14 protein-coding genes are annotated in these 19050 nt (G+C 72.9%); 6 read left to right on the top strand and 8 right to left on the bottom strand.

Annotation, left to right across the window (positions count from 1 at the left end):
- Nucleotides 1–98: 98 nt before the first annotated feature.
- Both JK361_RS19525 and JK361_RS19520 read right to left on the bottom strand, forming a co-directional pair.
- Nucleotides 99–1916, bottom strand: a complete 1818-nt coding sequence (locus JK361_RS19525) for an ABC transporter ATP-binding protein (protein ID WP_201819796.1) — start codon at nucleotides 1914–1916, stop codon at nucleotides 99–101.
- Nucleotides 1913–3718, bottom strand: a complete 1806-nt coding sequence (locus JK361_RS19520) for an ABC transporter transmembrane domain-containing protein (protein ID WP_201819793.1) — start codon at nucleotides 3716–3718, stop codon at nucleotides 1913–1915. Before JK361_RS19520 ends, JK361_RS19525 begins: the two co-directional genes overlap by 4 nt.
- A gap of 246 nt (nucleotides 3719–3964) precedes the next feature.
- Between JK361_RS19520 and JK361_RS19515 the strand changes: the two genes are divergently transcribed.
- The gene (locus JK361_RS19515) at nucleotides 3965–4729 is read left to right on the top strand and encodes a L,D-transpeptidase family protein (RefSeq protein ID WP_201819790.1); all 765 of its coding nucleotides are present in this window, start codon (nucleotides 3965–3967) and stop codon (nucleotides 4727–4729) included.
- Between the two features lie 64 nt (nucleotides 4730–4793).
- On the opposite strand, the gene JK361_RS19510 is transcribed toward JK361_RS19515, so the two are convergent.
- Together JK361_RS19510 and JK361_RS19505 are read right to left on the bottom strand one after the other, a co-directional pair.
- Nucleotides 4794–6725 (bottom strand): N-acetylmuramoyl-L-alanine amidase, encoded by a 1932-nt coding sequence (locus JK361_RS19510; RefSeq protein ID WP_236053184.1) that lies wholly within the window; start codon nucleotides 6723–6725, stop codon nucleotides 4794–4796.
- A gap of 306 nt (nucleotides 6726–7031) precedes the next feature.
- Nucleotides 7032–8630 carry a M1 family metallopeptidase gene (locus tag JK361_RS19505; RefSeq protein ID WP_307787277.1) on the bottom strand — a complete coding sequence of 533 codons (1599 nt, stop codon included), beginning with the start codon at nucleotides 8628–8630 and terminating at the stop codon, nucleotides 7032–7034.
- A gap of 234 nt (nucleotides 8631–8864) precedes the next feature.
- On the opposite strand from JK361_RS19505, the gene JK361_RS19500 reads away from it, so the two are divergent.
- Nucleotides 8865–10487 carry a peptide-N4-asparagine amidase gene (locus tag JK361_RS19500; protein ID WP_236053183.1) on the top strand — a complete coding sequence of 541 codons (1623 nt, stop codon included), beginning with the start codon at nucleotides 8865–8867 and terminating at the stop codon, nucleotides 10485–10487.
- Nucleotides 10488–10660: 173 nt separating this feature from the next.
- On the opposite strand, the gene JK361_RS19495 is transcribed toward JK361_RS19500, so the two are convergent.
- Entirely contained in the window at nucleotides 10661–11110 is a 450-nt protein-coding gene (locus JK361_RS19495; RefSeq protein ID WP_201819784.1) for a MarR family winged helix-turn-helix transcriptional regulator, read from the bottom strand.
- Nucleotides 11111–11223: 113 nt separating this feature from the next.
- On the opposite strand from JK361_RS19495, the gene JK361_RS19490 reads away from it, so the two are divergent.
- Together JK361_RS19490 and mltG are read left to right on the top strand one after the other, a co-directional pair.
- A complete protein-coding gene (locus JK361_RS19490) occupies nucleotides 11224–13026 on the top strand; it encodes an ABC transporter ATP-binding protein (RefSeq protein ID WP_201819781.1) in 1803 nt (600 codons plus the stop codon).
- A gap of 43 nt (nucleotides 13027–13069) precedes the next feature.
- Nucleotides 13070–13954, top strand: coding sequence for an endolytic transglycosylase MltG (gene mltG, locus JK361_RS19485; protein ID WP_201819778.1), 885 nt, complete (start codon nucleotides 13070–13072; stop codon nucleotides 13952–13954).
- 12 nt (nucleotides 13955–13966) lie between these two features.
- Here the strand turns inward: mltG and JK361_RS19480 are convergent, their stop codons facing one another.
- Nucleotides 13967–15043, bottom strand: coding sequence for an NAD(P)-binding domain-containing protein (locus tag JK361_RS19480; RefSeq protein WP_201819775.1), 1077 nt, complete (start codon nucleotides 15041–15043; stop codon nucleotides 13967–13969).
- A gap of 227 nt (nucleotides 15044–15270) precedes the next feature.
- Between JK361_RS19480 and JK361_RS19475 the strand changes: the two genes are divergently transcribed.
- Nucleotides 15271–15693 carry a secondary thiamine-phosphate synthase enzyme YjbQ gene (locus JK361_RS19475; RefSeq protein WP_201819773.1) on the top strand — a complete coding sequence of 141 codons (423 nt, stop codon included), beginning with the start codon at nucleotides 15271–15273 and terminating at the stop codon, nucleotides 15691–15693.
- A 155-nt stretch (nucleotides 15694–15848) separates the two neighbouring features.
- Here JK361_RS19475 and JK361_RS19470 read toward each other — a convergent pair whose 3' ends face one another.
- Nucleotides 15849–16250 carry a DUF5997 family protein gene (locus JK361_RS19470; protein ID WP_201819772.1) on the bottom strand — a complete coding sequence of 134 codons (402 nt, stop codon included), beginning with the start codon at nucleotides 16248–16250 and terminating at the stop codon, nucleotides 15849–15851.
- Nucleotides 16251–16332: 82 nt separating this feature from the next.
- Between JK361_RS19470 and JK361_RS19465 the strand changes: the two genes are divergently transcribed.
- A complete protein-coding gene (locus JK361_RS19465) occupies nucleotides 16333–17118 on the top strand; it encodes a LysR family substrate-binding domain-containing protein (RefSeq protein WP_201819770.1) in 786 nt (261 codons plus the stop codon).
- Between the two features lie 142 nt (nucleotides 17119–17260).
- On the opposite strand, the gene JK361_RS19460 is transcribed toward JK361_RS19465, so the two are convergent.
- Nucleotides 17261–18760: an MFS transporter gene (locus JK361_RS19460; RefSeq protein ID WP_201819768.1), complete on the bottom strand. Its 1500-nt coding sequence runs from the start codon at nucleotides 18758–18760 to the stop codon at nucleotides 17261–17263.
- Between the last annotated feature and the right edge of the window lie 290 nt (nucleotides 18761–19050).

Below are 19050 nucleotides of genomic sequence, written 5' to 3'. Positions count from 1 at the left end.
ACATCCAGGAAGGGGCACCCGGCCCCGCACCGGGGCGTAAGGGGCCCCGCCGGGCACCGGTGCCGGACGGCACCCGCATGCCACGGCAGGCGCTCGGCTCACCCGTGCCAGGACCGCCACAGCGCGGCGTACGGCCCCTCCGCCGCGACCAGATCGTCGTGGCTGCCCAGCTCGCTGATCCGGCCGTTCTCCACGACGGCGATCACGTCGGCGTCATGGGCGGTGTGCAGACGGTGGGCGATGGCCACCACGGTGCGGCCGTCGAGCACCCGTCCCAGGGAGCGTTCCAGATGACGGGCCGCGCGCGGGTCGAGCAGCGAGGTCGCCTCGTCCAGGACGAGCGTGTGGGGATCGGCCAGCACCAGCCGGGCCAGCGCGATCTGCTGGGCCTGTGCCGGGGTCAGCGCGAGGCCGCCGGAGCCGACCTCGGTGTCAAGGCCGTCGTCCAGCGCCCGCGCCCACCCGTCCGCGTCGACCGCGCCCAGGGCCGCCCACAGCTCGGCGTCGTGGCTGCCGGCCGGGCCTTCCCCGGTCGTGGGAAGCCGCGAGTGGGGGAGGGCCAGCAGGAGGTTGTCGCGCAGGGAGCCCACGAAGACGTGGTGCTCCTGGTTGACGAGGGCGACGTGCGAGCGAACGCGTTCCGCTGGCATCCGGGACAGCTCCGCCCCGCCCAGGGTGATCCGGCCGTCCCGGGGCGCGTAGATCCCGGCGAGCAGCCGGCCCAGGGTGGACTTGCCCGCGCCGGACGGGCCGACCAGGGCGAGCCGGGTGCCCGGCGCAACCTCGAGGGAGACGCTGCGCAGCACGTCGACGCCCTCCCGGTAGCCGAAGTGCACCCGGTCGGCGTGTACGGCCCGGCCGTCGGGGTTCAGAGAGGCGTCCCCGGCGTCCGGCTCGATGTCCCGCACCCCGACCAGGCGGGCCAGCGACACCTGGGCGACCTGCACCTCGTCGTACCAGCGCAGGATCAGGTTCACCGGATCGACGAGCATCTGCGCGATGAGCGCCCCGGTGGTCAGCTGCCCCACACCGATCCAGCCCCGCAGGACGAACACGCCGCCGACCATCAGAACCGAGCCGAGCACGAGGAGGTGGACGGCGTTGATGACCGGGAACAGCACGGAGCGGAGCCAGAGCGTGTAGCGCTCCCAGGCCGTCCATTCCTTGATCCGCCGCTCCGACAGCTCCACGCGGCGGGCGCCGAGGCGGTGCGCCTCGACCGTGTGCCCTGCGTCCACGGTCTCGGCGAGCGCGGCGGCGACGGCCGCGTACCCGGCGGATTCCGAGCGGTAGCCGGACGGCGCCCGCCTGAAGTACCAGCGGCAGCCGATCACCAGGACCGGCACGGCGAGCAGCACCGCGGCGGCCAGCGGTGGAGCCGTCACGACCAGCCCGCCGAGCAGCAGCAGGGCCCATACGACGCCGATGGCCAGCTGCGGCACGGCCTCGCGCATGGCGTTGGCCAACCGGTCGATGTCGGTGGTGATGCGGGACAGCAGGTCACCGGTGCCCGCCCGCTCCAGCACGCCCGGCGGCAGCCCGACGGACCGGACCAGGAAGTCCTCGCGCAGGTCGGCCAGCATCCGCTCGCCGAGCACCGCGCCCCGCAGGCGCACCTGCCGGACGAAGACGGCCTGCACGGCGAGAGCGAGCACGAACAGCCCGGCGGTCAGGCCCAGGTGCAGTTCCGCGGCCTTGTCCGACACCCGCTCGACCAGGCCGCCGAGCAGGTACGGGCCCGCCATGGAGGCGATCACGGCCACCGTGTTGACGGCGATGAGCAGCAGGAAGGCCCGGCGGTGCCGGCGGAACAGCTCGGCGACGTAGGCGCGCACGGTCGCGGTCGCGCCCACGGGCAGGGTGGTGGCGGTCGTCGGGGCCGCCGGGTCGTACGCCGGCGGCGCAACGCCGATCATGCGCTCTCCTCGATCTCTTCCAGCTCCTGGAGCGCGTCCAGCAGCATGCCTTCGTCGGCCGCGGCCAGTTCCTCGTCGGTCTCCCGGGTCACCACGGCCCGGTACCGCGGCTCGGCGTCGACCAGTTCGCGGTGCTCGCCGACCGCCACGACCTCGCCCTCGTGCACCAGGGCGACCCGGTCCGCGCGGTCCAGCAGCAGTGGCGAGGAGGTGAACACCACCGTCGTCCGCCCCGACCGCAGCCTGCGCAGCCCGTCCGCGATCCGGGCCTCGGTGTGCGAGTCGACCGCGGACGTCGGCTCGTCCAGTACCAGTACCTCCGGATCGGTGATCAGGGACCTGGCGAGGGCCAGCCGCTGGCGCTGGCCGCCGGACAGGGAGCGTCCGCGCTCGGTGATGCGGGCGTCCATCGGATCGGCGGCGTCCAGCGAACCCTGCACGAGCGCGTCCAGGACGTCCTCGCACTGTGCCGCCGCCAGCGCGTCCGCGGCCCGTACGGCACCGGACGAGGGCACGTCGAGCAGCTCACGCAGGGTGCCCGACAGCAGCACCGGCTCCTTGTCCTGGACGAGGACGGCGGTCCGGGCGCTGTCGAGGGGGAGTTCGTCCAGGGGCACCCCGCCGAGCAGCACCGACCGGTCGGGCTCCGTGGGGTGCCCGCCCAGCCGCTCGGCGAGCCTGCCCGCGGCGTCCGGGTCGCCGCACACCACGGCGGTGAGGCGGCCGGCGGGAGCGAGGAGTCCGGTCACGGGGTCGTGCAGGTCGCCGCCCGGCGCCACGGCCTCGCGGATGCCGTCGGTGGCCGTGGACCGCTCCAGCGACAGCACGCGCGCGGCGCGTCTGGCCGAAGGGCGGGAGAAGGAGTACGCCATGGCGATCTCCTCGAAGTGCCGCAGCGGGTAGTTGAGGACCATGACGGCGCTGTAGACGGTGACGAGCTCGCCGACCGTGATCCGGCCCTGCCGGGCCAGGCCGATGCCGTGCCAGACGACCGCGATCAGCAGCAGCCCGGGCAGCAGCACCTGGACGGCGGAGATCAGCGACCACATCCGGGCGCTGCGCACGGCGGCGTGCCGCACCTCCTGGGAGGCCCGGCGGTAGCGGTCGAGGAACAGCTCCTCGCCGCCGATGCCGCGCAGCACCCGCAGTCCGGCGACGGTGTCCGAGGCCAGCTCGGTGGCCCGGCCCGCCTTCTCACGCTGCACGTCGGCGCGGCGCGTCGCCCGGGGCAGCAGCGGCAGCACCGCGAGCGCCACGACGGGCAGGCCCACGGCGACGACCACGCCGAGAGCGGGCTGGTAGACGACCAGGCCGGCACCGACGACCACGACGGTCAGCGCGGCGGCCGTGAACCGGGAGAGGGCCTCGACGAACCAGCCGATCTTCTCCACGTCGCCGGTGGACACGGACACCACCTCGCCGGCGGCCACCCGACGGGTCAGGGCCGAGCCCAGCCGGGCGGCCTTGCGGGCCAGCAGTTGCTGGACGCGGGCGGCGGCGGTGATCCAGTTGGTGACGGCGGTCCGGTGCAGAAAGGTGTCGCCGACGGCGACGCCGATCCCGCAGAGCAGCATCAGAGCACCCGTCAGGGCGAGCCGGGTGCCCGAGCCGTCGACGGCCGCCTGCACGGCGAGGCCGACGCAGAAGGGCAGGGCGGAGACGGAGACGAAGTGGAGCAGGCCCCAGGCGAGCGACTTCAGCTGCCCGCCCAGCTGATTGCGCCAGAGCCACCACAGGAATCGGGGACCCGAACGCGCGTCGGGCACGCCCGGATCGGGATACGGAAGGTCTTGAATCTGCATGACGTCCCAGTGGCTCGTGTCAGGGGAGGGCGAGGAGCGGACAGCCGCGGGAGCGGCAACAAGCCGTGAAAGGTTCGCGTCGCGGAGTGGTGAATTTCAAACAGTTTTTCTCGATGCCCCACGAAATCCGCCGGCTTCCGGCCATGGCCCCGTCGCCCCGTCAAGTACCGGGCATACACGTCCCCCGGAGCGGTGATGACGTGAAAGACCCCCCGATCGGCCGGTCCGCGGTGACAGCCTGGTCGGGTGCAGCAAGACAGCGTGCGGCGCACCACGGTCGCGGCGGCGGCCTGCGGCGCCCTCCTCCTCGTGCTCTCCGCCTGCGTCACCATCGCCCCCGGCCCGGCCCGTGCGGCGCACGGCCCGCGGGATGCCCGCGGCCAGGACGCGCCGACGCCCACCGAGCCGTCGGCCCCCACGGCCGACCCGGCCCGCATCCCGGGGGTCGGCGACCGCCTGTACCGGCGTGTCCCCGCGGGCTCCCGCCAGGTCGTGGCCGTCTACGGGGAGGGCCGTGACTCGGCCGCCTCACGGGTCGTGCTGTACACCCGCAGGGACGGCCGCTGGCACCCGGTGGGCAGTTGGCCCGCCCACAACGGGCGCGCCGGCTGGACCACGCACCACCACGAGGGCGACCGGCGCAGCCCGGTCGGTGTGTTCACCCTCTCCGACGCGGGCGGGGTGCTCGCCGATCCGGGCACGCGGCTGCCGTACGACCGGAACGAGGCTGCCTATGCGCCCCCGGCCGGCTGGGACGAGGCCCACCAGCACGATTTCGACTACGTCATCGCCATCGACTACAACCGCATCAGGGGCACCCCGCCGCGCGATGCCACGCGCCCCTGGGGCGCGGGCAGGGGCGGCGGCATCTGGCTGCACATGGACCACGGCAGCGGCACCTCGGCCTGCGTCAGCGTCTCCGAGGACGCCATGCGGCTCCTGCTGCGCACGCTGGACCCGGCTCGCGAGCCGGTGGTGGTGATGGGGGACAGGGCGACGCTGACGGAATAGCGCGGTCCTGCCGGAACCGGCGCCCGGGCAGGGCCCGGGACCGGTCCCGGCCGCCGCGGTCCCGTCAGGGGGCCGGCGGAGCCCCTTCCTCCTGCGGTCCTGCCGTGGTGGCGGTCGCGTCCAGCACGTCCACGTCGCTCGCCCGGACGTACCCGAGCCGGTGGCCGATCTGGATCTCGTAGTACTTCTCCCGGCCCCACACCACCGGGTTGGGCGTGTCGCCGAACGACTTGGCGGTGTAGGAACTGCCGACGCCGGACTGCGTCACGTACCGCTGGCCCGCCTGGAGGCTGTAGGGCAGCGGCGACTCGTCCGGCTCGTCCATGTCGTCCGGGTAGGCCTCCTCCTCCGGCAGCGCGCGCCCGAACACCGGCACCTCGTCCAGACCCTCCTTCGGCGTGACCATGTGCCCGGCCGCTCCGACGGCGGTCGGGTGTGCCTTGGGGTTCTTGAACCAGGCCTTCCGCCCCTGGAACCAGATCGCCGTCCAGTCGCCGCTGCGGTCAGCGACGGCGAAGGTCTGCCCGGCGGAGACGCGCGATCCCAGGTCGTTGACGTCCTCGGTGGAGTCGTCTCCGTCCGGCTTCCGGCCCGGGTCCTGGATCAGCGGCGCGTTCTCGCGCGGTTCGGTGTAGAGCCGGACGGCGCTGGAGCCGTGCGGCCGACACGGTGAACCACTGCGGGTGCAGCCCGTGAACCGCGGCTGGTTCGTGTTGTAGTCCGGCAGGATGGTCACCATGTCGCTGTCCGGTCCCGCGGTGGCCCGCAGCGGTGCGCCGAGGAGGTCGAAGTAGTGCCGCCAGTCCCAGAAGGGGCCGGGGTCGTCGTGCATGTCGGGGATGGAGTCGGCGGTCGGGGCCGGCACGTTGTCGTGGCCGAAGATGTGCTGCCGGTCGAGCGGGATGTCGTACTTCTTCGCCAGGTACCGCACCAGGCGTGCGGACGCCTGGTACATCTGCTCCGTGTACCAGGTTCCGGGCTGCGTGAGGAAGGCCTCGTGCTCGATGCCGATCGAGCGGGCGTTGACGAACTGGCTGCCGGAGTGCCAGGCCTCGTCCTTGGTCCTGACGTGCTGGGTGACATGGCCGTCGGTGGAGCGGACCGAGTAGTGCCAGGAGGCCTCCGACGGGTCCTGCACCGTCTGGAACATGCTCGCCAGCGACGCCTCGGTGTCGTGGATGACGATGTATTCGATCGGCTGGTCCCTGGGCCGGTCGGCCAGGTCGTGGTTGCCGTAGGCGCTGTCGTCGATCTCCTCGTACGGCGCGCCGAGCCAGTCACAGGCGAGTTCGGCGGGGCACTCGACCTCCTCCGACCGCTGGGGACCCTGCGGGACGGGGGTGCGGTGGTGGGGCCGCACACCGGGCGTGGCGGGGAGGGTGACGTCCTGGCCCTCGGCGGTGGTGCGGTGCGCGCCCTGCCGGATCACGGTGAAGACGTCGGCGGCGTACGTCGCGGCCGACGCGACGTCACGGGTGCCGGGGAAGCGCGCCACCGCGTCCCACCAGTCCGCGGGATCGCTGCTGAGGGGCTTGCCGAGCTGGGTCTGGGTGGCCGCCAGAAGGGCCGCGCCGCCGCGTACGTTGGCGACGGTGTCCGTCCGCAGCCGTCCGGCCGTGGCCTGGATCAGCCGTGCCGCGTGCTGAAGATCCGCCGGCTGCACGGCGTGGCGGCCCGTGACGCCCACGGCTTCCTCGGCGGACGGCCCCGCCGCTTCCTTGGTGGACGGCCCCGCGGCCCCCGCACTCGGCCGGGCGTGGGGGCCGTCCCCGGCCTTCGGTTCGGGCGACAGCGCCGGGGCCTTGACGAGGTCGGTGTCCAGCAGGTGCATCGGACCGAAGCCGCCCGAGACGCTCGGAGCCCCGGGGTGGGCGTCCCAGCGCGACTGCATGTACGCCACGCTCATGAGCACACTGCGCGGCACCTGGAACTCGCGCGCGGCGTCCGTGAAGGCGTTCTGCAGCCGTCGGTCGGACGGATCGTCACCGCCGGACATCGGGAGGATCAGCAGAGGTGGCAGCAGAGCCGCCCCCGCGATCACACAAGCCGTACGGCGGCATCTCCGAATGGCCGCGGGGACATGTGCAGAAACATTTCTTCTCATCGCAGAGGCTCTCCCAACCACGCTCGTTCGCAACCAGGGCAAAGGAGCTGCCCGCCGTGCCACCCCTCGTACGTTTCCGTGCCCCGGGCGCCGTGTCGTGGCGAGAGTCACCGGGGTGGACCAGCCGTCCCGCAGAGGCCACCCGGTCGGCCGCAGTGACTCCGCTGCCCGGGGCAACCAACGCGGCCGGGTGCGGGCTCAGTCCTCGACCGGGTCCACCTGCCAGTCGGGGTGACCCGGCATGGGCGGGGTGTGCGCGCCGTACAACCACGGCGTCAGAAACGGCTTCAGGTCCTCGCCCGCGACCCGGGACGCGAGCGCGACGAAGTCCGCGGTACCGGCCGCACGGCCCCGGAAGGTGGTCGCCCAGGCCCGTTCGATCCTGCCGAACTTCTCCTCGCCGACCTTCTCCCGCAGCGCGAACAGCACCAGCGCCGAACCGTCGTACCGCATCACCTTGAACAGCGTCGCCTCGGTGGGCTCGGCGGGTGCTCCCTCGTCGTGCCGCCACTGGTCGTGCTGCTCGTACGCCGCCCGCATGGCGGATTCCATGCTCACGCCGCCGTGCTCGCCGGAGTACAGGCGTTCGTAGAAACGGGCGTGACCCTCGCTCAGCCACAGGTCGGACCAGCGCCGGATGGCGACGCTGTCGCCCGTCCAATGGTGTGTCAGCTCGTGGACGAGATTGCGTTCGGCGTCGACCCGGTCGCCCAGCAGGTCGTCGCGCGGTACGACGGAGAGCGACTGGGTCTCCAGCGCCACCGGCAGGTCCGTGTCCCCGACCAGCACCCCGTAGCGGTGGAACGGGTAGGGGCCGAGCCGCTGTTCCAGCCACTCCAGGTGCTCCGGGGTGAGCGAGCGGTACGCCTCGGTGTCCGCGACCAGACCGTCCGCGACCACGTCCCGTACGGGCAGCCCGTGCGGGCCCCGGCTGTCGACGAACGTGAACTTCCCGATCGCCAGCTGGACGAGCTGTGGCGCGATCGGCTGTTCGGAGTCGTACGTCCACCGGACGCGGCCGTCGGGCCGCCGTGTGGTGCCGACGAGCCGGCCGTTGGCCACCGCGCTCAGGCCCGCGGGGGTGGTGATCCGGAAGGTGACGGGCGCCCGCAGGCTCGGATGGTCGTCCGCCGGGAAGATCATTCTGGCGCCGTCGGGCTGTGCGCAGACCACGGTGCCGTCCGCTGTCGGCACCCATCCGTAGTCCTGGATCGCGTCGTCACGGTGCCGTCCCTGTGTCGGGTCGGCGGTGTAGGCGACGCGGACGGTGAACGTGCGGCCGCGCGGGATCGGCTTCGCGGGAGTGACGACGAGTTCGTCGCCGTCGCGTTCGGCGGTGGCCGGTGCGCCGTCGACGGTGACGTGGTGCAGCGCGTTGCCCGCGAAGTCGAGGTCGAAGCGGGACAGGGCCTGCGTCGCGGTGGCGCTGATGGTGGCGCCGGCCTCGAAGGGTGTCCGCGGTGCCCGCCAGTCGAAGTCGAGCGTGTACCGGCGGACCCTGTAACCGCCGTTGCCGGCGAGCGGCATGAGCGGGTCGCCGATGCCCGGTGCGCCGGGGGACGGGTCCGGGCCGGCCGGGGCGGCGGAGGCGCCGGGGGCGGGGGTGCCGCGACCCGGGCCCGGGCCTGCGCCGGGGAAGAGGGCGTCACCGGTGAGGACGGCGGCCGCGGTGACCGCGACGGCGCCGGTGAGCGCGACGGCTCCGGTGGCCGTGAGGAAGAGCGCGGTGCGGCGGGTGCCGAGGACGGGACGGTGAGGCCGCCGCGGGGGCTCCGAACCCGTGGGTGACGCCGTCACCGGAGGGGTCCGCGGGGGTCGAGGGATCGGTGGACCGGGCTTGCGGCCGTGCGCCCCGCTGGGCTGCCGGCGGTCATGATCTCCATGACGGCACTATGCCAGGAAGGTGTGTTTATCTCACTAAATGTTCCTTCGTTGGAAGGTCGCGCGGGGCCGTGCGACGGCCGTCCTCATCGCGCCGATCTGCCGAGGCGTCATTGCGGGGGCCGCTCGTCTCCCCGTAGAACACGGGCCATGAGAAGACGGTTAGTCATGTCCATGCTCGCCGGAGCGACCCTTGTGGTGAGCACGCTGTTCGGCACGGGGACCGCGACCGCCCAAGCGGTCGACGCGCCCGCCGAGTTCGGCACCGACTGGCACGACCCGGTGACCGCGGCCCCGCCCGTCGACCGGCCGCACACCCGCTCGTGCCAGGTCACCCTCGCCGACGCGCAGTTCCGCGACTTCACCCCCTACCGCGGCGGCTACACGCCTCCCGAGGGCTGCGGCGACCGCTGGAGCAAGGTCGTGCTGCGCCTCGACGGCAAGGTGAAGGGCCGTCAGTACGACCGGCTCGGCTACCTCCACGTCGGTGGCGTCGAGATCCTGCGCACCTCCACTCCGGAGCCCTCGCCCGACGGCATCGAGTGGCACGTCGAAAAGGACGTCACCCGCTACAGCGACACCTTCCGCAGCGCCCAGGACGTCGAGATGCTGATCGGCAACGTGGTGGACGACACCTACACCGGCGTCATCGACGTGCACGTCACCCTGACCTTCTACGCGGGACGCCCGCAGGCGCCCGTCCCCGACCGCGTCCTCACCCTCGCCGACACGTCCGCCGGCCCGACGCTCACCACCCCGCGCAACAGCGAGCGGATCGTCGCGGAGGTGTACGCGACCGGCTCGGGCGGCGGCTGCGAGGAGTTCTGGTACCTGACCGTGGCCGACCCGGCGCCGTACTCGTGCAAGGCCGACCGCGGACCCTACCGCGAGGTGCAGATCAGCGTCGACGGCAAACTCGCGGGTATCGCCGCGCCGTTCCCCAACGTCTGGACGGGCGGCTGGTCCAACCCCTTCCTCTGGTACGTCCTCCCGGCCCCGCGCGCCTTCGACGTCCGGCCCATCGAGTACGACCTCACGCCCTTCGCCGGCCTCCTCAACGACGGCCGCCCGCACCGCGTCGAGGTGTCCGTCGTGGGCGTGCCCGCGGGACAGCCGGGCTGGAGTGCCCCGGTGAACGTGCTCGTCTGGCGGGACGCGCACCGCGCCCACGTACCCGGCGCGCTCACCGGGGAGAAGGCGGGCGACGTGACCGACTCCTCGGTCTACACACCCGGCTCGGATAACCGGGTGCACACCGAGGCCGGGCACCGGCTCACCGTCTCCGGGTACCTGGACACCTCGCACGGGCGCGTGACCACCACCGTCACCCGGACGCTCGCCAACACCTCCGTCCACCGCTGGACGGCCGGCGAGACCACGGACGGGCTCGACGCGGTCTGGACCGACGACGAGACCGTCATCGTCGGCGGGCCCGGGCGCGGTGACGGCCCCGCGCGGACGACGCACACGCACCGGCGCTACACCGTGAACGGCGCCATCACCCTCGGTCCGGACAACCGGCTGCGCACCGTACTCACCCTCGGCGACCGGGCGTCGGTGGAGACGCGTGAGGGCGGCCGGCGCACCGCGTGGTCCCTGCTGGACGACACCTACAGCGGCGACGCCGCCTACACGGCCGACGTCCCGCGGGACCAGCGGCACGCGGTCGGCACGTCGACCGAGCGCTATCGCGTCCTCGGCCCGGACCGCTGTCACGACCGGTCGCTGACCACGGTCCAGGGGGCGCTGACGGAGGACCGCAGCCGCTGCTGACGGCGGCGGTACGGCCGGCTGCCGTCCGCGGCGTGGGTGTCCGGCCGGGTGCCGTCCGCGGCGTCAGGGCCGGCCGGCCGGGCCGGTGGCACGCGGCGCCCACGCGTGGCGCGGGCGGTGGTCCCGGTCGGGCGGCGGCCCCGCTCCGTCCTCAAGAGCGGGGCCGTGGCCGTTCAGCAGCGCTGGGCGGTGTCCCCGTCGATCAGTGTGTCCAGCAGCACGCCGAGCACCTGGCGCTCCTTCTCCGTCAGCGGGGCCAGGATCTCCTCGGCCGCCGAGCGCCGGGCCCCGCGCAGTTCGCGCAGGGTCGCGCGCCCCTCGTCCGTCAGCTCGATCCGGGTCACGCGCCGGTTCGCCGGGTCCGCTGCCCGTCGCACCTTGCCGCTGCTCTCCAGCCCGTCGACCAGCGTCGTCACGGCGCGGGGCACGACCTCCAGGCGCTCGGCGAGGTCGGCCATGCGCGGCGGTGAGGCGTAGTGCGCGAGGGTGCGCAGCAGCCGGGACTGGGCCGGGGTCACGCCCAGGTCGCGCAGTTCCAGATGACGTTTCTGGATGCGGTGCACCCGGCGGGTGAGCCGTAGCAACTGCTCGGCGAGCAGTCCGTCGGGATCGGGGGTGGTCATGCGGGAACAATATCAGGATGCCGTTCATTGTGAGTATAGGTAACAATGAGCTACGATCCGTCAGGCATCGTCGGCCGCTTCCGGCCGGCACCCGTTCCCCTCCGTAGGAGCCCATGCACCCCGACCGTGAACCCTCCTGGACCCCACCTGCCGACGCCGGCGAACAGCCCCGGCAGGTGCGCCGCATCCTGCGGCTCTTCCGTCCCTACCGCGGGCGGCTCGCCGTCGTCGGCCTGCTCGTCGGCGCCTCGTCGCTGGTGTCGGTGGCCACGCCGTTCCTGCTGAAGGAGACGCTCGACGTCGCGATCCCCCAGGGCCGCACCGGCCTGCTGAGCCTGCTCGCGCTCGGCATGATCCTCAGCGCCGTCCTGGCCGGCGTCTTCGGCGTGCTCCAGACGCTGATCTCGACCACCGTCGGTCAGCGGGTCATGCACGACCTGCGCACGGCGGTCTACGGCCGGCTCCAGCGCATGTCGCTCGCCTTCTTCACCCGCACCCGCACCGGCGAGGTGCAGTCCCGCATCGCCAACGACATCGGCGGCATGCAGGCCACCGTCACCTCCACCGCCACCTCCCTGGTCTCCAACGCCACCAGCGTGATCGCCACGATCGTCGCGATGATCGCCCTGGACTGGCGGCTGACGATCGTCTCCCTGCTCCTGCTGCCGGTGTTCGTGTGGATCAGCCGCCGCGTCGGCAACGAGCGCAAGAAGATCACCACCCAGCGGCAGAAGCAGATGGCCACGATGGCGGCCACCGTCACCGAGTCCCTCTCGGTCAGCGGCATCCTGCTCGGCCGCACCATGGGCCGCTCCGACTCGCTGACCGCCTCCTTCGCCGAGGAGTCCGAGCGCCTGGTCGACCTGGAGGTCAGGTCGAACATGGCCGGGCGCTGGCGCATGGCGGTGATCACGATCGTCATGGCCGCGATGCCCGCGGTCATCTACTGGACGGCCGGTCTCGCCCTGCAGTTCGGCGGCCCCGACGTCTCCCTGGGCACCATCGTCGCCTTCGTCTCACTCCAGCAGGGCCTGTTCCGCCCGGCCGTGAGCCTGCTCGCGACCGGCGTCCAGATCCAGACCTCGCTGGCGCTCTTCCAGCGCATCTTCGAGTACCTGGACCTGCCCATCGACATCACCGAGCGCGAGCGGCCGGTCCGTCTCGACCAGATCAAGGGTGAAGTCCGCTTCGAGGACGTGGAGTTCCGGTACGACGACAAGGGAGGCCCCATCCTCGACGGCGTCGACGTCACCGTGCCGGCCGGCGGCAGCCTCGCGCTCGTCGGGCCGACGGGTGCCGGCAAGTCCACGCTCGGCTATCTGGTGCCCCGTCTGTACGACGTCACCGGTGGCCGTGTCACGCTGGACGGGGTGGACGTCCGTGACCTCGATCTCGACACCCTCGCCCGCGCGGTCGGCGTCGTCTCGCAGGAGACTTACCTCTTCCACGCCTCGGTCGCCGACAACCTGCGCTTCGCCAAACCGGACGCCACCGACGAGGAACTGCACGCGGCCGCCGAGGCGGCGCAGATCCACGACCACATAGCCGCGCTCCCCGACGGCTACGACACGGTCGTCGGCGAACGCGGCCACCGCTTCTCCGGCGGTGAGAAGCAGCGCCTGGCGATAGCCCGCACCATCCTGCGCGATCCGCCGGTCCTCATCCTGGACGAGGCGACCAGCGCCCTCGACACCCGCACCGAAGCGGCCGTCCAGCAGGCGATCGACGCACTGTCGGCCGACCGCACGACGATCACCATCGCCCACCGACTGTCCACGGTCCGCGGCGCCGACCAGATCGTGGTGCTGGACTCCGGACGCGTCGCCGAACGCGGTACACACGACGAACTCCTGGAGCGGGACGGCCGGTACGCGGCCCTGGTGCGCAGAGATGCGCGACTGCAACCGACAAACTGAACATATGCCGGGTTTAAGACGGTATGCGTATTACCGTGCCCGCATGCAGACGAAGACTCCGTCACGGAGCAGGATCCGACTGACACGCCGGGGCAGACTCGCCGTCGTCGTGGCTGGTGCCGTCGTGGCCGGCACCGCTGTGGCGGTGCCGCTGCTGACGCTCGCGGCCGACCACGAACAGGCGAAGACCGCCATGCTGGTCATCCCGGAGGGCTGGCGGGCGAGCCAGGTCTACGCCGCGATCGACAAGGCGCTGGAGCTGCCCCCCGGCAGCACCCGCAAGTCCCTCGGCAAGGCCGCCCTGCAACTGCCGAGCCAGGCAGGAGGCAACCCGGAGGGCTACCTCCGCCCGGCGACGTATCCGGTCCGGCAGGGCGCGACCCCCGAGTCGCTGCTGCGGACCATGGTCGAGACCGCCAACCGGAGGTACAGCGCCGCGCCGGTCGCGGCCGGGGCCCAGCGCGAGGCGATGAACGTCTACCAGACCGTCACCATCGCCAGCATCGTCCAGGCCGAGGCCGACACGAAGGTGGACATGGGCAAGGTCGCCCGGGTCATCCTCAACCGGCTTCAGCGTGGCATGCCGCTGCAGATGGACGCGACCATCAACTACGCGCTGAACCGCAACACCGTCGGCACCGGCCAGGACGACACACAGATCGCGAGCCCGTACAACTCCTACCAGCGCGTGGGGCTGCCGCCGACACCGATCGACAATCCCGGTGAGCAGGCGATGCGCGCCGTCCTCAACCCGACGCCGGGCGACTGGCTGTACTTCGTCACGGTGAAGCCCGGGGACACACGCTTCACCGCGGACTACGACGAGCACCTGCGCAACGTGGCAGAGTTCAGCGCCGCGCACCAGAGCGCGGCGGCCCAGCCCTCGGGCGGCGGCCCGCCGGGACCCCCGTACAACCCGGCCAGCTGAGCCGGCCGGACCTCACGCGGCGACCTGCTCCTCCGCCGGCAGCCGCCTGATGTCCCGTACGGCCGCCCGGCCTGCCCGGTTGGCCCCGATGGTGCTGGCCGAGGGGCCGTAGCCGACGAGGTGGACCCGCGGATCGGTGACCGCGCGGGTGCCCTCCACCCGGATGCCGCCGCCCGGCTCGCGCAGCCGCAGCGGAGCGAGATGGTCGAGCGCGGCCCGGAAACCGGTCGCCCACAGGATCACGTCGACGGCCGCCCTCCGGCCGTCCCGCCACTCCACGCCTTCCGGGGTGATCCGGTCGAACATCGGCTGCCGGTCCAGGACCCCGTCCGCAAGGCCCTGGCGGATGGCGTCGTTGAGGGGCAGCCCGGTGACCGAGACCACACTGCGCGGGGGCAGTCCCTGCCGCACCCGGTCCTCCACCAGCGCCACCGCCGCGCGGCCCGCCTCCTGGTCGAACGGTCCCTCGCGGAAGACCGGGGGCCGCCGGGTGACCCAGACGGTCCCGGCCGCATACGGGGCGAGCTCCAGCAGATGCTGGGTGCCCGAGGCGCCGCCACCGACGACGAGGACCCGCTGCCCCGCGAACTCCTCGGGGCCGGCGTACTGCGCGGTGTGCAACTGCCGCCCGCGAAAGGTCTCCTGACCGGGCAGGCGCGGCCAGAACGGGCGGTCCCAGGTCCCGGTCGCGTTGATCAGCGCCCGCGTCGACCAGTCGCCGGCCGACGTCTCCACGAGCAACCGCCCCCCGACGCCCTCGCGCACCGCGCGCACATCCACGGGACGCCGTACCCGCAGGTCGAAGGCGCGCTCGTAACGGTCGAAGTACTCCCGGACGACCTCGGCCGAGGGCCGCGCCGGGTCGGCGTCCGTCAGCTCCATGCCGGGGAGCGCGTGCATCCCGTGCACCTTGCCGAACGTCAGCGAAGGCCACCGGAACTGCCAGGCGCCGCCCGGCCCGGGGGAGTGGTCGAGGACCACGAAGTCGCGGTCCGGCTCGAAACCGGTCCGCCGCAGGTGATAGGCGGCGGCCAGACCGGCCTGACCCGCGCCGATGACGACGACCTCGACTTCGCGTGCTCCGTTCACGTCCCTCCCAACAGGCAGCCGCGCGCGGATCTTCCCGGCAGCTCGCCGGCCCGGCGCTTGCCCACGGCGGCGGAGTCCGTGACGCGAGGGACCGAGGGAGGACCAACAGGCCGCAGTGCACGGTCGGGTGCACGCAGACCGACGACGTCCGGCCGGGACGGGTCACACGGACCGGGAATGGTGGCGCCGCCGGGTGTGAAAACCGGCGTATGGGTCAGGATGGGGGCATGTCCGATGCCTTCACCACGCGCATGCTGCACGTCTCCACCGGCTCCCGGGAGCGGGTCGTCGACCTGACCGCCGACTGCGAGGAGTTCCTGCGAGAGGCGGCGGCCGGCCGAGACGGCCTGCTCAACGTCTTCGTCCCGCACGCCACCGCCGGGATCGCGATCATCGAGACGGGTTCGGGCAGCGACGACGACCTGCTCGCGACCCTGCACACCCTGCTGCCCGCCGACGACCGCTGGCAGCACCGGCACGGCAGTCCCGGCCACGGCCGCGACCACGTCCTGCCCGCCGTCGTCCCGCCGCACGCGACGCTCCCCGTGATCGGCGGACGTCTGGAGCTGGGCACCTGGCAGTCGGTGTGCCTGGTGGACACCAACAAGGACAACCCCGACCGCCGGGTACGCCTGAGCTTCCTCGGCTGAACCGTCCCGCGCCCCGCCGGTCTCTCCCGGCCGGGCGCGCCGGGCGGGAAAGTCAGGCGGGGTGCGGATGGTCGGCCGGGCGCACCGGGCGGTGAGCCGGGACGAGAGGAAGTCGGCCGGGCGCACCGGGCGGGTATCCGGGACGGGCGGAAGGGTCAGCCGCGCGTGGCGCCGCCCTCCTCCTTCTCCTTCTTCAGGTTCTTCAGCCGCACGGCCTCCTTGCGGACCTCGGCCTGGGTGGCGCGCTCCTTCTCCAGCCACTCGGGCCGCTCCTGCTTGAGCGCCTCGATCTGCTCCGTGGTCAGCGCCTCGGTGACGCCGCCCCGGGCGAGACCCGCGATGGACACGCCCAGCTTGGCGGCCACCACCGGACGCGGGTGGGGGCCCTTGCTCCGCAGCTCGCGCAGCCACTCCGGCGGGTTGGCCTGGAGCTCGTTGAGCTCGGCGCGCGTGACCGCACCCTCCTGGAAGGAGGCGGGAGTGGCGGGGAGGTACACACCCAGCTTCTTCGCCGCGGTCGCGGGCTTCATCGTCTGGGTGCTCTGCTGCGACTTCATGACGCCAAGGGTATCGGCCGAGTGCGGGGGCGCCGACCACCGCCGGTGCGGGCGGCCTGCCCGCTGCCGGTAATCTGGCCTGGTGACAGGCTCGGAGGAATCACCGTCGTTCCGGCTCGCGTACGTTCCCGGCGTGACGCCCGCCAAGTGGGTGAAGATCTGGAACGAGCGTCTGCCGGACGTCCCGCTCACCCTCGTCCAGGTCCCGGCCACCGAGGCGCCCGAGGTGCTGCGGGCGGGCGAGGCCGACGCGGGCATCGTCCGGCTGCCGGTCGACCGCACGTTCTTCAGCGCGATCCCGCTGTACACCGAGACCTCGGTGGTGGTGGTCCCCAAGGACCACCTGATCACGGCCGCGGACGAGGTGACCCTGGCCGACCTCGCCGACGAGGTGCTCTTCCACCCCCTGGACGACGTCTTCGACTGGGACGCCCCGCCGGGCGAAGCGGCCTTCGAGCGCCCCGTGACGACGCCGGACGCCATCGAGCTGGTGGCGGCGAACGTCGGCCTGCTGGTCGTACCGCAGTCGCTGGCCCGCCTCTACCACCGCCGGGACCTCACCTACCGCCCGGTAGTCGACGCACCGCAGTCGAGCGTCGCCCTGTCCTGGCCGGAGGAGGCCACCACCGACCTGGTGGAGGACTTCATCGGCATCGTCCGCGGACGCACCGTCAACAGCACCCGGGGCCGTACGGCGGCGAAGCCCGCGGCCGACGACAAGGGCAGGCGCTCCGACCGGGGCGGCACCCGGCAGACACCGGCCGGCAAGTCGCAGGGCAGGTCGTCGACGAGGTCCTCCGCGAAACCGGGGAGCCGCACGGGCGGCGGCAAGCCGGCCAAGCGGGGGAAGCCGCGCCGGCGGTCGTGAGCCGAGCGGCCGGGCGAGGTGAGTCGCGCCGGCGGTCGTGAGGCGATGGTCGGGCGAGGGAAGCCGCGCCCGCGGGCGTGAGGCGAGCGGCCAGGCGGGGGAGCCGCGCCGGTGGGCGTGGGGGCGAGTGGCCGGCCGGCTCTCACGGGCCGGGCCGCACTCCTTCCGGCGCGCCGTCCTCTTCCCGGCCCCGCCCGAGCGGCTCTCCCGCCGTCTCCGGTTCGGGCCGCACCTCGCGGTCCCGCAGATCGGCGACCGCCAGCGCGAGCGCGACCAGGATGATGCCCACCGAGGAGAGCAGCCCGTACTGCATCGCCGTATCGGTGCTTCCGTGATTGGCGAGGTGGGCGAAGTACACCGAGCCCACCACCGCGATCCCGGCGGCCGAGCCGACGCGCTGACCCGTCTGAAGGACGCCCCCGGCCGCTCCCGCACGGTTCACGGGCACCCGGGTGAGGGTGAGGGTGGTGTTCGGGGAGACCGTCATGCCGGATCCGATGCCTCCGACGAGCAGCGGCAGCGCCGACGCCCAGCCGAGATTCGGCCCGGGCGCCAGTTCCACGGCCGCCACCACCCCGAGCAGTCCCAGGGCCACGCCGCCCAGCCCGATGACGACGAGCTTGCGGCCGAACCGCACCACCAGGCGGCCCCCCACGGCGGCCCCGATCGCGGAGGCCACCGCGAAGGGCAGCACCGTGAGCCCGGAGGCCAGCGCGCTGTACCCCAAGCCGTTCTGCAGGTACAGGGCGTAGAGGAAGAAGACGGTGGTGAAGCCCGCGAAGTAGGTGAGGCTGATCAGCGCGCCGAGCGTGAAGGAGCGCAGGGAGAACAGCGCCAGGTCCACCAGCGGAGCGCGTCCCAGCGCCGCCTGCCGTTTCTCCCAGGCCCAGAACGCGCCCAGCAGCACCAGGGCCACCGGCAGCAGCGCCCACTTCTCGCGGCCGGTCCACTGCTGCTCCTGCACCAGGGGGAGCATGAGCGCGAACACGCCCGAGCCGAGGAGCAGCACCCCGAACAGGTCGAACTCCTCGTGCCTGCCCGCCGCGGGCAGACGCGGCAGCAGCCGGAGCCCCGCGATGAAGGCGGCCACCCCGATCGGCAGATTGACGAAGAACACCCAGCGCCAGCCGTCGTCGGTGCCGACCGCGTCGATCAGCAGGCCCCCCACCAGCGGGCCCGCCGCCGTCGAGACGCCGATGACCGTTCCGAGCACACCGAAGGCCTTGGCACGTTCGGCGCCCTGGAACATCTGCTGGATCAGCCCCGAGGTCTGCGGGGCGACCAGGCCCGCCGCCGTGCCCTGGATCAGCCGGAACAGCACCAGCCAGGTGGGGCTCGCCGCCAGCCCGCAGGCCAACGAGGCCACCGTGAACAGGGCGAGACCGATCAGGAAGGCCTGCCGCCGACCGCGCATGTCGCCCAGCCGGCCCGCCGGGACCAGCGCGAGCCCGAAGGTCAGGGCGTATCCGGAGACGACCCACGACTGGACCGCATCCGAGGCCCCCAGCCCGTGTTCCAGGGAGGGCAGCGCCACGTTCACGATCGAGGTGTCGAGGAGCGAGATGAAACCCGCTGCCAGACAGACCCCGAGCGCCTTCCACCGCCGCTCGTCGGGGGCGGTCCGGGCCTGTTCTGTGCTCATGGGGTCACGCTATGCAGCCGTCGCCCGTCGCGCACCCGGAGCCACCGCGAGTCACGCCGGGGCGCGCCGCCTCGTCAGCCCGTGGCACTCAGGCCGCGCGTACCTCTTCCGCGCCGTGCCGGTCGCGCCGTACGGGGCCTCTTCCGTGCCTTGGCTCACGCAGCACGGGACGTCTTCCGTGCCGTGGCGCTCACGCAGCGCGGGACGTCTTCCGCACCGTGGCACTCACGCGCGCAGGACTTTCTCGGCGCCGTGACGCTCAGACCACGCAGGACGCCGCTTGGTGCCCT

The sequence above is a fragment of the Streptomyces musisoli genome (assembly GCF_016741855.1).
GTDB classification, from domain to species: domain Bacteria; phylum Actinomycetota; class Actinomycetes; order Streptomycetales; family Streptomycetaceae; genus Streptomyces; species Streptomyces musisoli.
This window is presented reverse-complemented; position numbering and strand designations above follow the sequence as displayed.